Raw genomic sequence first — 14,550 nt, 5'->3', positions numbered from 1 at the left:
TTCGCCCGGCGTTGTGATACGGGTCTTCCCCGTCCACGTCGCCGGGCAGGGACAACAATCAAAATGGTTGTAACCCTAGCGCACCGCGAAACCGGTTCTTGATAAACGGCCCATCTCGAGGAGGCAGCATTCGTGGAGGCTCATTCGCCTCGATAAACACCTGTGCGAACGTTACCTCGTCGCGAGCTTGAATGCGGCGGATGACCTCATCGCAGCCCTCCAGGCTGTCGGTAGAGGACGCACCTTGGATACCAAAACCCTTGGCGACCGCGACCAGATCCGTACCCAGGCTGGAATGACTGCGCTGCATGCCGGTTTCACCGAAATGCCCATTGTCCAGTACCACGATGGTGAGATTGCGTGGTTGTTTTGCTGCGATTGTCGCCAGGCTGCCTATACCCATGAGCTGCTCGCCATCGCCCGTGATCACGACAACTGACTTGTCCGGTTGTGCCAATGCCAGGCCTAATCCCAAAGGCGCCGCGCCACCCATGGCGCCCCACAGATAATAGTTGCTGTCGCGATCGCCAGCGGCATAAACATCGTACGAGGCTGAGCCCAGGCCAGTTACAACCAGTGCATCGGGAACGCCGGCCAGCAGTCGTGCTACGAATTCCCGGCGTTGGACACCCGGCTTTTGTTGAGTCTGATTCATCAGTTGCGCTCCCACTTTTTTCGTCCGATCAGATTCTGTCCCAATAGCACAGCGACTTTATCGCCAGCTTCGAATGCGGCATCGAATCCCGCGCTGACAATCTCCTCCGCCTCTTCGGGACGAGAGACGCGCAGCACATGTATGCCCATCAGTTCCAGAGCGGCCTGTGTGGCTCTGCCCATCGGCCCTTGCCAGGGGTTGAACTCCGCATATTCGCCGCGCATGGTGACCAGCGTGAAAAACGGAAAGTCGGCCGCTTGCAGCAACGAAAACATATTGACGCAGTTGCCCACGCCGCTGCTTTGCATCAGCAACACAGCACGCTGGCCGCCTAGCCAAGCGCCGCTAGCCAGCGCAACCCCTTCTTCCTCGGTCGTCAGCACGATGTCCTGGATATCCGGATCGGCGATGGCGCTGCGTATGACGTGTGAATGGCCGGCATCTGGCACGTAGGCAATCTGCTGTACGCCGCCTTTCTTTAACACATTGAAAATGGCTTCCTGCCAGGCGGGAGCCGTAATGGATGCTTGGTTCATTGGGGGAGATCCCTAGAGTTGAACGACGTAGAAATCATAAAATGTGATGGATATATAAATAAAATAGAAATTTGGCATGATCCAATCACGATTCCTGATCGAGGCACAGCAAGATGGATTTGAAACAACTGCGAGCTTTCCTGACGGTTGTCGAAACCGGCAACGTGACGCGGGCGGCCGACGTGCTCAATCTGGTGCAGCCCGCCGTCTCACGCCAGATCCGTTTGCTGGAGGAGGACATCGGCACGCCGTTGTTCGAACGCGAGCGCCGCGGTATGGTCCTGACCGAGGCAGGCCAGGTACTGGTCGGTTATGCGCGCCGGGCATTGTTGGAACTGGACCGGGCGCGCGTGGAAATCAACGGCGTGGGGCAGGGCATCAGCGGCTTGGTGACGCTAGGGCTTTTGCCCAGCAGTATCGACATGTTGTCCAGCCCGCTGGCGTCTGCCGTAGCGGCTGCCTATCCCGGCATCCGCGTACGTATCGCCATGGGATACGCGGGGACGCTCCAGCGCTGGCTGGCATCGGGCGAGGTGGATGCTGCCTTGCTGTATGGGGTGGAACGGTCGCCTGATATCGAGTCCACGCCACTGATCGAAGAGCCGCTCTGGGTCATCGGGCCGAAGCACAGCGCATTGCGTCCGGACCGCCCGGTCGCGCTGGCGGATCTGGTCGGCCAGAGACTGGTGCTGCCCAGCGCGCCGCACGGCATACGCACCTTGATGGAGCACGCATGTGCGGTTGCGCACGTCACGCTGGATGTATCGGTTGAAACCAACGCCCTGAGCGTACAACGCAGCCTGGTATTGGGCGGACATGGTTGGACGATTCTGCCGCCCATTGCGGTCGCAGACGACTTGCGCAGAAATCAACTGAGAGGCGCGCCGTTGGCCGAGCCGGACATTACGCGCACGATTGTGTTGGGATTGCCGACCAACCGACCTATCTCTCGCGCTGTCCAATGCACGGTGGATGTATTGAGAGACGAGGCGCGGAATGCGGTGGTCTCAGGGGCGTGGGTAGAGGGGCGGTGGTTAGGGTGAAGTTGTTCCCATATTCTTCCGGTCAGGACGCATGTACACTTATTCCAGGTAACGATGGATGATGTAGTGGCTGCCGGGCATAGTGTGGTGCACGGCAGAAAATTGGAGCGTCCGACGGCAAGCGTCGTGATAGCGTCAATGGATGGCGCCTGGAGTGAACCTTGACCAATCCCTACGAAGTTCTCGGCGTTGCATCGACGGCATCGCTTTCCGAGATCAAGCATGCATATCGCAGACTGGCAAAGAAATACCACCCTGATCTGAACCCCGGCGATAAACCCGCTGAGGAGAAGTTCAAGGCGATCGCGAGTGCCTACGCGTTGCTGAGCGACGACGAAAAGCGCAAGCGTTATGACGCAGGCGAGATCGATGAAACCGGCCAAGAGCGTCCGCAGCATCACTACTACCGTGATTTCGCGTCATCGGATCAAGCCCACCCTTATGCAGATGCATCAGGCTTTGCGGACTTTATGCATGACGACGCCTTTGCCGAGATACTCAGACGCAGCCAAGAAGCGCAGCGCAATCGCCGTGGGCAGGATATGCACTACCGTCTGGAGATTCATTTCGCCGAGTCGATTACCGGCGCCAGCAAGCGATTGACCTTGCCTGGCGGCGATGTCCTGGACGTGACGATTCCTCCAGGGCTGGTGAGTGGGCAAGTGCTTCGATTGAAAGGCAAGGGCGAGCCCGGTGCGGGCAGGGGCGGTCCGGGGGATGCGCTCATCGAGGTTGAGGTGTTGCCCGATGCGCGCTTTACGCGCAAGGGCGATGATATTTCGCTGGAGTTGCCCGTGTCCCTGTCCGAAGCCGTGCTGGGCGGCAGCGTGACGGTGCCCACCGCTACAGGCGAGGTCGTGATGACCGTGCCCAAAGGCTCCAATACCGGGACGACGCTACGCCTGAAAGGTAAGGGGGCTCCCCGCCGTGGCGGCGGATTTGGCGATCAGTTTGTCAAACTGAAAATCGTATTGCCGAAATCTCCTGATCCGGATCTCGAAAATTTCGTATCGAATTGGACCCGGGGCAAAGACTTCAACCCTCGGGAGGAAGGTAAATCATGAAAATGACTAAACAGGAGTTTCTGATTTCTTGCGAGCTGCCTGCTCCGACGCTGGAGCTGTATCTCGAGCAGCAATGGATCATTCCGGAGCAGACCTCCGCAGGCGTCACGTTTTGCGAAATGGACCTCGCACGCGTGCATCTGATTCAGGATCTGAGAGTCAATATCGGCGCCAACGATGAGGGCATCGATATCATTCTGCATCTCATCGACCAGGTGCACGGGCTGCGTTATGCGCTCGCACAGGTGCAGAAAAAGCCCTAGTGCCACGACGGCCGATCGATGTGTACGCCATTTTGGCGCATCCATTGGCCGAGTTCGGGCCGGGCGAGTACCTCGAATTCCGCGGCACGCTGGCCGGCCAATTTATCCCCCGCGCCGGCAACCGCTGGATGGCACATCAACAGATCGCCATCTCGCGCATTACTCAGCCATTGATGGAGCAAGCCGGCGTAGTGGCGCGCGCCGCCGTTGAGTCCATATACTCCCAGCAATCGGCGGTTGGTGCGCCAGCCATCACGCTGTGCGGCGCGCGCGACGGCGCTGGCGCCCAGGGCAGCGATGACATGGGCTTTGGCGGACTCCTGCATGGGAATACCTGCTTGCATACCGGGCGCGGTATACCGTAACCAAGGCCGATAGCTGCCATACCGTTTTCGCAACAGCAGCAGCAAACGTGGCAGCACGCGGGGCAATTGATGGACATGCTGGTGTCCATCAACATAATCTGGTGCGCGTCCCAGCACCCGTTCAAACGCGTCAAACTGGCGGGCCAGCTGTGCGTCTATCTGTTCGTCATTCAAGTAGCCCGCGTAGGCGCGGGTAACCAATGCAGACAGCGGCATGACCGCCAGCTGGTCCCGATGCCCAAATGCTTCCGTGAGGTTCAAATGCAGGCCTACCTCGACATTCGCGTCGCGCAATAGCCGTGCATTGGCAGAAAACGTGGGCCCTTGCGTGAGGCAACTGATGGCGCTGAGCCGGCCCAATTGCGCCAGTTGAAACATCCCCGCATCAACGCTCGAATTCATGCCAAAATCGTCGCCACACACAACGATGTGTTTCCAGCATCGTCCGTCGTTATCTAGACTGCTCTCATTCAAGCCTTCATGCGTGCCTTGATTAAACAGATTGCCTGGTTTGTCGTTGTCGGCTGTGCCGCGGCCGCTACGCATTGGGCGATCGCTGTGGCCTGCGTCGAAGGCCTGCAGATGCCGCCACTCACCGCCAATGCGGTGGGCTGGCTGATAGCATTCGTTGTATCGTTCTCGGGTCATTATCGACTTACCTTTCGCCACTTGGCCTCACACTGGATGACGGCCGCACGGCGATTTTTTCTCATTTCTGCATGTGGGTTTCTGCTGAACGAGGCTGCTTATGCCTGGTTGCTGCATGCCACATCCTTGCGTTATGACGTGTTGCTCGCATTGATCTTGATCGGATTGGCGGTGCTTACTTTCCTGGCGAGCCGGCTGTGGGCGTTTCGCCGCAAAGCCGAGCATTGAAATCGTGATCGATGTCGATCCGCCATACCGTGTAATGACGGTCAGAAAATCTGGGTGCCAGTCCTCGCAAAGCGGGATAATGTTGTGCGTCTTCGGGTTCGCCCCATACCCAGAACCGGCTGCCGGACGCCGCAGTACATAGACGAGACAGAAATGTCTCGGGCGATACCAGCAGATGTGCGGCAGTCTGCGGCGCAAATAGCCCGGCGTCATACAGTTCTTTGCGCCAGTTATCGCGCAACGGGATTTTCGGGTTGCTCCAGTCGTCGACGACCCAGGCGGGTTGCGTCGCGCCCGTATAGATGCCTAAATCAAAAGGGTATGAGTGCAGCGTTACCAAGGTGTCGCTCGTCTGCATTTCCGCGGCGATCTGGCGGCCTAATGGTTCTGCGCTGCGGCGTGGGTTGGCTACGAATACGCCAACCAGCACGACACACAACAAGACAGAACCCGCGGCGCATCGGTAGGCCCAGAGACGGGCTTGCCCAGTCGTACTTTGACTGATCGCGCGTTGTATCACTTCAGCCACGATGACGGCCAGTGGCGGCAGTGCGGGCACGACATAGCCAATGAGCTTTGAGCTGGGAATGGAAAAGAAACCGAGTACCACGACAGCCCAGATTGCCATCAAACTGCGCAGTCCGGCAGGGTCGGGCATCTGCCAGAAATCTTTGCGCAGCACACCGCCACCCCAAAGTGACCAAGGCAATATCAGGCCGACAGTGACAGGCAGGTAAAACCAGAACGGTTGCGCGTTATTGAATCCCGATTGCGCAAATCGTTCGAAATGCTGGTACACGAAGAAATAGTGAAAAAAGCCCGGAAATCGCGCCTGCATCATCCAAAACCACGGAACGGCCACGAGCGCAAACATCAGTAGCGCGGGCAGCCACAGCAGCACTCGAAAACCATGCCACCGCCGGCTCAGAATCAGCCAAAAGAAAATCGTGGCGCCAGGTAATACCAGCCCGATCAGGCCCTTGGCCAGCACCGCCAAACCCGCGAGTGCCGCCGCTGCCAATGACATCAGGCGAAAGGGTCGCTGCGCTTCGGCACGCAGCACACTGTCTGCCGCTGCCAGGACGGCCAACGTAATCAACCCAGCAACCAACATGTCCGTGTTGGCAAACTGCGCGCCACCATAAAAGAACGGGGTGGTGGCCAAAATCACGACCGCAATCGTCGCCGTTGTTGCATTGCGGTAACGCCGCACGAACGCATAAAGGCCCGATGACGCTGCCCAGGCGGCCAACCACGACGGCATGCGTGCCGCCCATTCGTTTAACCCGAAAAGCTTGAACCCGATTTCTGTCAGCCAGTAGTAAAGCGGCGGCTTGTGAAAATAGGGCATGCCGTCCAACAACGGCACGGCATGTGAGCCACTACGCAGCATCTCCCAAGCCACACCAGCATAGCGGCCTTCATCCGGCAGGGTGAGTACGCGCGCCCACGACAGACAGGCCAACCATATGCCCAAGCCCAGAAGCAGCCACGCCGCGGGCGGCACCCAGAAATGGGCGCCGGCGTTGTTGCGGGTGTTCATGGTTGCACCCGGGCGGAACTGGCGCGGCGGGCGCGTCCGCGACGTTGACGTACGACAAACAGCGGGCGGCCTTTGACCTCGTCAAAGATCCGAGCTACATACTCGCCGACGACACCCAGGGAAATCAGATTCACCCCTGCGAAAAACAACAGTGCGGTGACGATGGTCGTCCAGCCTGAGATATGGTTGCCGTTGATCAGATAGTCCAGGACCAGATAGCCACCGTAGGCAAACGACAGCAGCGCAAAAACACACCCCAGCAAACTGACCATGCGTAATGGCCAGGTGGTAAACGCAGTCAGTCCCGTCAAGGCCAGACGAACCAAGCGCCACGTGTTGTAGCGGCTCGCGCCATTGGCGCGAGCATCGGGCGTGTAGGGCAGGGGTTCGCTACGGAAGCCGACCCAGGCATACAAGCCCTTCATAAAGCGCGTGCGTTCGGGCAGCGCCATCAGCGCCTCGATGACCCGCCGGTCCATTAGCCGAAAATCTCCGGCGTGGGCGGGCACTTGTACACCGTTGGTGCCACTGAGCAGGCGATAAAACCAATGGCTGCCTGTGCGTTTGATCCACGATTCGTCATCGCGATGTTCGCGTACGGCATACACCATGTCGGCGCCCGAGCGCCAGCGTTCGAGCATGGGGCCGATCAGCGCGGTAGGGTGCTGTAAATCTGCATCCAGGCAAATGACGACGTCGCCGTCCGCCGCTTCGAATCCTGCGGACAACGCTGCTTCTTTGCCGAAGTTGCGCGATAGCTGCAGATAGCGCATGCCGTCATGTACCGTCCATTCGGTCATCAGGTCCTCGGTGCCGTCGGTGCTGCCATCGTCTATGACAATGATTTCCCATTGTGTGGACAGCGACTTCAGCTCCTGGCGCAATGCCGGCAGCAACAGGTGCAGGTTGTCGCACTCATTCAGGCAGGGAATGATGCAGCTGATCCGAGCGTCGTCAAATTTGTCGGATCTGGACGAGGTGGTGATCAGCGGCGCCGTGATGGACGGCGTGGGCAAGGCATGGGCTTGCGCGTCTAAACGAAATTCGAGGGCCATACATGGGTACCCTGGCAGTGCAAGAGAGCCCAGTATGCGCGGCAGCCCGTCGAATTTTCGTTAAATAGATTGCGGAAAACGTAAATGGGACAGTGGGATAACGATGTTCAGCTAAATCTCAGGGTGAAGCACGTCCCCGACTGCGGGCCGCCGTGTTGTGATCTGATATCCAGTTCCCAGCCCTGCATATCACAGACTCGTTTCGCAATGGCCAGGCCCAATCCGTGCCGCAAACCACCATGATCCGTAGCCGGTGTAGACGCGTCGGCCAGTCGCCCGCTGTAATACCGTTCGAACAAAAAAGGCAATTCCGAGGCCTCGATGCCCTTGCCTGTATCGCGCAACTCGATGGCGCCGTCGACCGTCAGCAGTGCCGTCAGCGTGGCAGGGGCTGCATGATCTATGGCGTTACGCACCAAATTACGCAGCACGGTCAACAGGGCGTACTTGTCGAGCATGCGCACCGTTTCGGGCGGGATGTGGTTGCGGAACACCAGGTCGCAAGCCTCTGCGATCGCTTCCAGTCCGCGCCATGCGTCGTCCATGCAACCATTCAGATCGACAGGCTCGGCTGGGCGAGGCTGATCCCGGGCCATGGAATGTGCGCTTTCCAGTGAGGCTGCAATATGATCCACATTGGCCACAATGCGCGTCAGGCGGTCTTTTGGGTCCGTGGGCAATGCGGTATTGAGCAGCATGATTTCGCTGTCGGAGCGAATTGCAGCCAGCGGCGTGCGGACTTCGTGGCTGAGGTTGGCAGCAAACTCACGCTCACGCGCGATCGAATGATCGACCTGGTTCTGGACGCGATTGAACGCCTCGATGAGGCGGCCTGCTTCGTCATCGCGAGTGATGGCGATGTCTGGCGACCCTGGCGCCCAGTCTGACAAGCGAGTCGTCAAGTCCAGCAGCGGGCCCACGGCAACACCTGCAATCCGACGCGACAGTGCATAGGCGACAATGATGCACAGAACGCCCACGCCCAGCACGATCAAGCCGAACTCACGCACACGGGCCTCGTGCGCGGTGGCGTCATACAGCACATACAGCCGCCCGCGCGCGGTGTCTTCGACCATGACGTGCCACGTTTCGTCGTCAGGCTCCAATTCATGCAAGCCAGGGACCAAGTCGCGCAGCGGCACCGGCATGCCTTGGGGAATATCATTGTGGCGCAGCCATGCGCGAATCGAGCCTGTCAGTTCAGACGACTCTTGCGGAACCGCATAATTCGCGTCGGATTCCAGGTGCTGGATAATGCGATTGCCTTCGGAGGTGAGGATCTGCTCGACCAGTCCATCTTCCATTTGATCGAAGGCCAGGTAAGCCAGCAACGCCAGGACGGCGACAAAAATCGAAACCACGCCCGTCAGCGCCCAAATGACGCGCTGGGTGAGGGTGCCGCTTTTCATGCGCCTGCTCCGGGCTCGGCCATCCGCCATCCCACGCCATGTATTGTTTCGATGCCATCAAAACCGGCGTCGGAAAGCGCTCGTCTCAGCAAATGCACCTGGCTGCGCAAGGCGTCGCTTGAGGGCGGGACGTCATTCCAGAGAATAGCTTCGAGCTCCTCTCTCGATACCACTTGGCCGGGGGTACGTATCAGGGTTTCGACAATGAGGACCGATTTGGGGGTGAGGTGCAATGCCTGGCCTGAAATGGACACCTCTCTGGTACGCCCGTCGAATTGCAGCGGGCCGCACGTTTGCACGGCGTCGACCACTTTTCCTTTGGCGCGGTGTATCAGTGCCTGCAGCCGAGCCTTGACCTCGGCCAATGCAAAAGGTTTGGTCAGATAATCGTCCGCACCATGGCCGAACCCGGCGAGCTTGTCCTCTAGCGTATCCCGAGCCGTCAGCATCAACACGGGAATCGCCTTGCGCCATTCGCTGCGCAGCGTGTGCAGAACCTGGTAGCCGTCCTTGCCAGGCAGGCCGATATCCAGCACGACGGCGTCAAAATGCTGGTTCTGCAGCATGCGCAATGCGGTCATGCCGTCGTAGGCTACGTCCGGAGTGAATCCACTGAGTTCGAGGAATTGGTACAGGTTTCCCGCGATCGTCAGATCGTCTTCGACAATCAGTACCTGGTAGTGCACATTGGCCGAAACGGTTTTCATGTGGGTTGATGCTGGCAGTGACGTGCGCTGTTAAAGGCAGGCGCTCCATGCGCCAGGAGCGTTGGTGACAGTTTGACGGATTATTGAGCATGCAGGGCCTGCCGTCGAATTTTCGTTGAATTTACCGAGTGGGAGATCTCCTCCTCATAGAGGAGCTCGGGTAGCGGTGGGCGTCGGGAGCAGCCAGGCGCGCCTTGAGGCAATCCTGGGGTCTCGATGGCGTTGGGCGGACTAGCCTCTATAATTAAAGATTCGCCTTATTTCCGGTTCGTGCACGCATGAAATCCTCAGAGATTCGCCAGAAGTTCCTGCAATTTTTCCAGTCCAAGGGGCACACGATTGTGCCTTCGGCGTCGCTCGTGCCGGGCAATGACCCCACGCTGCTCTTTACCAACTCCGGGATGGTGCAGTTCAAGGACGTCTTTACCGGCAAGGAAAACCGTTCCTATTCGCGCGCGACCTCCTCGCAGCGCAGCGTGCGCGCCGGCGGCAAGCACAACGATCTGGAGAATGTCGGCTATACCGCCCGGCACCATACGTTCTTCGAAATGCTGGGCAATTTCAGCTTTGGCGACTATTTCAAGCGTGACGCCATCCAATACGCCTGGGAATTGCTGACCACGGTATACAAGTTGCCGGCCGAAAAGCTCTGGGTCACCGTCTACCAAGAGGACGACGAGGCCTACGACATCTGGGCCAAAGAGATCGGCGTGCCGACCGAGCGCATTATCCGCATCGGTGACAACAAGGGCGCCCGCTACGCATCGGACAACTTCTGGCAGATGGCCGATACCGGACCGTGTGGCCCGTGTTCCGAGATTTTCTACGACCACGGCCCCGAGATCTGGGGTGGTCCTCCGGGCTCGCCCGAAGAAGACGGCGACCGTTATATCGAAATCTGGAACCTCGTGTTCATGCAGTTCGAGCGCGACGCGGCTGGCAATATGAATCCGCTGCCCAAGCCGTGTGTTGATACGGGGATGGGCCTGGAGCGTATCGCTGCGGTGTTGCAGCACGTCCATTCCAACTACGAAATCGATTTATTCCGTCACCTGATCCAGGCGGCTGCGCGCGAAACCGGGGTCAGTGACCTCGCAGAGAACTCGCTCAAGGTGATCGCCGATCACATCCGCGCGTGTTCCTTCTTGATCGTCGACGGCATCATTCCCAGCAACGAGGGCCGCGGCTATGTGCTGCGCCGTATCGTGCGCCGCGCCTTGCGTCACGGTTACAAATTGGGCCAGACCAAGCCGTTTTTCTACAAATTGGTGCCGGATCTGGTCGCTGAAATGGGCGAAGCCTATCCTGAGCTGGCTCAGGCGGCCGACCGCGTGGCACAGGTGCTCAAGCAAGAAGAAGAGCGCTTTGGCGAAACCCTCGAACACGGCATGAAGATCCTGGACGGCGCCTTGGCTGGCGTACCCGCTGGCGGGCAGTTGGACGGCAGGACGCTGTTCACGCTATACGACACGTATGGCTTCCCGGTGGATCTGACGGCCGACATTTGCCGCGAACGCAATGTCGAGGTCGATATGGCCGGTTTCGAGGCGGCGATGACGCGCCAGCGTGACCAGGCCCGCGCCGCCGGGAAATTCAAAATGGCCGAGGGCCTGAGCTACGAGGGCGCCGAGACGCGCTTCGAGGGCTACGAAAAACTCGAGCTGGACGACGTGAAGGTCACCGCTCTGTATGTGGACGGTACGCAGGTCGACCGTGTCCAGGCCGGCCAAAAGGCCGTCGTGGTGCTGGACGCCACGCCGTTTTACGCCGAGTCGGGCGGTCAGGTCGGTGATACCGGCTTGCTCGAGGGTGGCGGGGCGCGTTTTGCCGTGGCGGATACGCTCAAGATCCAGGCTGGTGTCTTTGGGCATCATGGCGAGCTGGAGTCCGGCGCCTTGGCTGTTGGCGATACGCTCTTGGCTCGTGTGGACGCCGTGCGCCGCGCCCGTACCGTGCGCAACCACTCGGCGACGCACTTGATGCACAAGGCGCTGCGCCAGGTGCTCGGCGGGCATGTGCAACAGCGCGGCTCGCTGGTTGACCCCGACAAAACCCGTTTTGACTTTGCTCATGACGCGCCGATGTCCGCCGAGCAAATTGCTCAGGTCGAGGCCATCGTCAACGCCGAAGTGTTGGCCAACCAGCCCACTCAGGCTCAGGTGATGGCCTACGACGATGCCGTCAAGGGTGGCGCCATGGCGCTGTTTGGCGAAAAATATGGCGACACGGTGCGTGTGCTGGACATTGGTTTTTCGCGCGAATTGTGTGGCGGCACGCACGTAACCCGTACGGGCGATATCGGTTTGTTCAAGATCGTGGCCGAGGGCGGCGTCGCCGCGGGCGTTCGCCGGGTCGAGGCGATCACTGGCGATAACGCGTTGGTATGGGTGCAGAATCAACAAGCCTTGCTGCTGCGTGCGGCAGGCGTGTTGCGCAGCACGCCGGCTGATCTGCCCGAGCGTATCGCGCAGGTGCAGGACCAAGTCCGCGCGCTGGAAAAAGACCTAGAGCAGGCGCGCGGCAAGCTGGCCGCAAGCGCGGGTAACGATCTGGCTGCCAAGGCCGTCGACATCAAGGGGGCCAAGGTCCTGGCCGCTAACGTGGGTGATGTGGATCCCAAGGCCTTGCGCGGCATGGTCGACAACCTCAAGGACCGTCTGAAATCCGCCATCGTGTTGCTGGCCAGCGCTGGCGCCGATGGGAAAATCAGCGTGGTGGGCGGTGTGACCGCCGATTTGACAGGGCGCGTCAAGGCCGGCGAGCTGGTGGGCTTTGTGGCCAGCCAGGTCGGCGGCAAGGGCGGTGGCCGTCCGGATATGGCGATGGGTGGCGGCACCGATGCTCAGGCATTGCCGGCCGCGATCGCCAGTGTGGCAGGATGGATCGATGAGCGCCTCTGAATTGCCGAATGCCGCTGGAGCGGCAGGGGCTCCCGCACCGACGGAGAGCCTGCCTGAGTTCCAGCACGAGGTCGATGCCAGCGGGCTGACGTGTCCGCTGCCCATCTTGCGCGCCAAGAAAGCCTTGGCGCAGATGGAAAGCGGCCAGGTGTTGCGTGTCACGACGACCGACCCCAAGGCCGTGCGCGATTTTCAGGCGTTTGCCAAACAGAGCGGCAATGGCTTGGTGGCGCAGCACGAGGCTCAGGATTCGGTGTTGCATTATTTGCGGCGCCGCTAAGTAAGGCTTGCTATGGCCTTCGATTTAATGCTAGAATCTTCCGTTTTTCACAACTAATTCAAGGGATTACCTATGGTGGTGATTCGCATGGCCCGCGGTGGCTCCAAGAAGCGTCCGTTCTACAACCTGGTAGCTACCGATTCGCGCAACCGTCGCGATGGCCGCTTCATCGAGCGCGTGGGTTTTTACAACCCCGTCGCCAGCGAAGGCTCGGAGCAACTGCGCATTGCGCTGGATCGCGTCCAATACTGGACCAACAGCGGTGCACAACTGTCGCCCGCCGTTGAGCGTCTGGTCAAAGACTACTCGGCCAAGGTTTCCGCTGCAGCCTAAGGGCTAGCAGGAAACCTGTGTGTCGCTTTCGGCTGTTGGCCTGATGCCGTCTGATGCCATTACTCGCAATGCAGCGCCTGACGACTTAGTCGAGTTGGGCCGCATTACCGGGGCGTATGGTGTCAAGGGTTGGGTCAAGGTACAGCCGCATTCCGCACAGGCTGATGGTTTATGCCGGGCAAAGACCTGGTGGCTGACTCGCCTCGCCCCTGAAACGGCGCGAGGCGTTGTCACGTCTGTACCGACTGCTCATCGAGTGCTGCAGGCCCGGCCTCAGGGCACGGCCGTTGTGGCGCAGCTTGACGGCGTTGCAGATCGTGATCAGGCCGAATCTATGCGCGGCTACACCGTACAGGTGCCGCGCAGCGAGTTTCCGGCGACTGCCGACGACGAGTATTACTGGGTCGATTTGATCGGCTGCGCATTCTATTCGGATGCGGAGGGCGAGCCTGCTCGCGTCGGTATCGTCGAGGACGTCATGGATAACGGCGCCCACGCGATCTTGCGTGTGGTGTTGCAGCGCGCACCTGCGCCTGGCGCAGAGCCCGAGGCCAGGCTCGATCCCAAGGGTCGCCCAATGGAAATGCTGGTGCCTTTTGTCGCCGCGCATATCCTGGCGGTGGACCTGTCCGCGCGTCGTATCGACAGCAACTGGCCCACGGAAATCTGATGCGCTTTGATGTCGTCACGCTCTTTCCGGACATGTTCGGAACTGTGCGCGACTTGGGCGTTACCGGCAGAGCGCATTCCCAGGGACTATGGGCGTTGCGCGCCTGGAATCCACGCGACTATACCCACGATGTTCATCGCACGGTCGACGATCGCCCTTATGGGGGTGGTCCGGGCATGGTGATGATGGCGGCCCCGTTAGAGGCCGCTGTTGCTGCTGCGCAATCGGATCGTGCGCAGCAGGGTCTAGGGGTCGCGCCGGTGGTGCTGCTGTCACCGACAGGGCGTCGCTATGATCAGCAGGGTGCTCAGGCGCTGGCTAATGGCGAGGGGGCCATCATGATCTGTGGCCGCTATGAGGGCATTGATCAGCGCTTTATTGATCGCTGCGTTACCGATGAGATCTCGCTCGGCGATTTTGTGTTGTCTGGCGGGGAAATTGCCGCGCTCGCGGTGATTGATGCTGCGGTGCGTCTGGTGCCGGGTGTGTTGAATGACGGTGATTCGGCGCTTCAGGACTCTTTCAATGACACGTTGTCGGGGTTGCTGGATAGCCCGCATTACACGCGGCCCGAGGTGTATGACGGGGAGGCTGTGCCTGCTGAGTTGCTGAGTGGGCATCATGCCAATATTGCGCGGTGGCGACGGGAGCAGTCGCTGCGATTGACTGCGCAGCGTCGTCCTGATTTGCTTGAGCGGGCGCGGGCTAATGGGTGGCTGACGCGTGCTGATGAGAAGTTTCTGACGGCGTTGAAGGCTGCTCGGTAGGGTTCTCTTGGGCTAGTTTGTTGGTTTGCGTGCACGGGCTTGGGCGGACGTCAGGTTTTCTGTTGGTCGTCGAGCCGAGGCAAT

General features: G+C 59.7%; 16 protein-coding genes. 9 read left to right on the top strand and 7 right to left on the bottom strand.

The annotated features are described in order from the left end of the window. Positions 1-58: 58 nt before the first annotated feature. Together ACYVI2_RS04090 and ACYVI2_RS04085 are read right to left on the bottom strand one after the other, a co-directional pair. On the bottom strand, positions 59-655 hold the full coding sequence (locus tag ACYVI2_RS04090; RefSeq protein ID WP_415821274.1) for a thiamine pyrophosphate-dependent enzyme: 597 nt from the start codon (positions 653-655) through the stop codon (positions 59-61). After that, complete coding sequence (locus tag ACYVI2_RS04085; RefSeq protein WP_415821273.1) at positions 655-1,191, bottom strand: phosphonopyruvate decarboxylase; 537 nt, start codon at positions 1,189-1,191, stop codon at positions 655-657. Before ACYVI2_RS04085 ends, ACYVI2_RS04090 begins: the two co-directional genes overlap by 1 nt. A 113-nt stretch (positions 1,192-1,304) precedes the next feature. Between ACYVI2_RS04085 and ACYVI2_RS04080 the strand changes: the two genes are divergently transcribed. The 3 genes from ACYVI2_RS04080 to ACYVI2_RS04070 all read left to right on the top strand — a co-directional run bounded on the left by ACYVI2_RS04080 (position 1,305) and on the right by ACYVI2_RS04070 (position 3,561). Next, positions 1,305-2,234: a LysR family transcriptional regulator gene (locus tag ACYVI2_RS04080; protein WP_415821272.1), complete on the top strand. Its 930-nt coding sequence runs from the start codon at positions 1,305-1,307 to the stop codon at positions 2,232-2,234. A gap of 161 nt (positions 2,235-2,395) precedes the next feature. Then, positions 2,396-3,298 (top strand): DnaJ C-terminal domain-containing protein, encoded by a 903-nt coding sequence (locus tag ACYVI2_RS04075; RefSeq protein WP_415821271.1) that lies wholly within the window; start codon positions 2,396-2,398, stop codon positions 3,296-3,298. After that, complete coding sequence (locus tag ACYVI2_RS04070) at positions 3,295-3,561, top strand: chaperone modulator CbpM (protein WP_415821270.1); 267 nt, start codon at positions 3,295-3,297, stop codon at positions 3,559-3,561. Before ACYVI2_RS04075 ends, ACYVI2_RS04070 begins: the two co-directional genes overlap by 4 nt. On the opposite strand, the gene ACYVI2_RS04065 is transcribed toward ACYVI2_RS04070, so the two are convergent. Beyond that, on the bottom strand, positions 3,558-4,328 hold the full coding sequence (locus ACYVI2_RS04065; RefSeq protein WP_415821268.1) for a ChbG/HpnK family deacetylase: 771 nt from the start codon (positions 4,326-4,328) through the stop codon (positions 3,558-3,560). The genes ACYVI2_RS04070 and ACYVI2_RS04065 overlap by 4 nt on opposite strands. A gap of 78 nt (positions 4,329-4,406) precedes the next feature. Here ACYVI2_RS04065 and ACYVI2_RS04060 point away from each other — a divergent pair, with 78 nt between their 5' ends. Continuing rightward, the gene (locus ACYVI2_RS04060; protein ID WP_415821267.1) at positions 4,407-4,802 is read left to right on the top strand and encodes a GtrA family protein; all 396 of its coding nucleotides are present in this window, start codon (positions 4,407-4,409) and stop codon (positions 4,800-4,802) included. Here ACYVI2_RS04060 and ACYVI2_RS04055 read toward each other — a convergent pair. The 4 genes from ACYVI2_RS04055 to ACYVI2_RS04040 form a co-directional block, all read right to left on the bottom strand. Next, the gene (locus ACYVI2_RS04055; RefSeq protein ID WP_415821266.1) at positions 4,750-6,345 is read right to left on the bottom strand and encodes an ArnT family glycosyltransferase; all 1,596 of its coding nucleotides are present in this window, start codon (positions 6,343-6,345) and stop codon (positions 4,750-4,752) included. The genes ACYVI2_RS04060 and ACYVI2_RS04055 overlap by 53 nt on opposite strands. Then, positions 6,342-7,400, bottom strand: coding sequence for a glycosyltransferase family 2 protein (locus tag ACYVI2_RS04050; RefSeq protein ID WP_415821265.1), 1,059 nt, complete (start codon positions 7,398-7,400; stop codon positions 6,342-6,344). The genes ACYVI2_RS04055 and ACYVI2_RS04050 overlap by 4 nt, the downstream gene beginning before the upstream one ends. Positions 7,401-7,507: 107 nt before the next feature. Further along, positions 7,508-8,809, bottom strand: coding sequence for a sensor histidine kinase (locus tag ACYVI2_RS04045; protein ID WP_415821264.1), 1,302 nt, complete (start codon positions 8,807-8,809; stop codon positions 7,508-7,510). Further along, positions 8,806-9,516, bottom strand: a complete 711-nt coding sequence (locus tag ACYVI2_RS04040) for a response regulator transcription factor (protein WP_415821263.1) — start codon at positions 9,514-9,516, stop codon at positions 8,806-8,808. Before ACYVI2_RS04040 ends, ACYVI2_RS04045 begins: the two co-directional genes overlap by 4 nt. A 278-nt stretch (positions 9,517-9,794) precedes the next feature. On the opposite strand from ACYVI2_RS04040, the gene alaS reads away from it, so the two are divergent. From alaS to trmD, 5 genes are all read left to right on the top strand, one after another. Continuing rightward, positions 9,795-12,416, top strand: coding sequence for an alanine--tRNA ligase (gene alaS, locus ACYVI2_RS04035; protein WP_415821262.1), 2,622 nt, complete (start codon positions 9,795-9,797; stop codon positions 12,414-12,416). Next, the gene (locus ACYVI2_RS04030) at positions 12,403-12,696 is read left to right on the top strand and encodes a sulfurtransferase TusA family protein (RefSeq protein WP_415821261.1); all 294 of its coding nucleotides are present in this window, start codon (positions 12,403-12,405) and stop codon (positions 12,694-12,696) included. The genes alaS and ACYVI2_RS04030 overlap by 14 nt, the downstream gene beginning before the upstream one ends. A gap of 72 nt (positions 12,697-12,768) precedes the next feature. Then, complete coding sequence (gene rpsP, locus ACYVI2_RS04025; protein ID WP_094820518.1) at positions 12,769-13,029, top strand: 30S ribosomal protein S16; 261 nt, start codon at positions 12,769-12,771, stop codon at positions 13,027-13,029. A gap of 43 nt (positions 13,030-13,072) precedes the next feature. Continuing rightward, a complete protein-coding gene (gene rimM, locus ACYVI2_RS04020) occupies positions 13,073-13,699 on the top strand; it encodes a ribosome maturation factor RimM (protein WP_415821279.1) in 627 nt (208 codons plus the stop codon). Next, entirely contained in the window at positions 13,699-14,466 is a 768-nt protein-coding gene (trmD, locus tag ACYVI2_RS04015; RefSeq protein ID WP_415821260.1) for a tRNA (guanosine(37)-N1)-methyltransferase TrmD, read from the top strand. The genes rimM and trmD overlap by 1 nt, the downstream gene beginning before the upstream one ends. Positions 14,467-14,550: the final 84 nt, after the last annotated feature.

It is taken from the genome of Bordetella tumbae (genome assembly GCF_054780995.1).
This window is presented reverse-complemented; position numbering and strand designations above follow the sequence as displayed.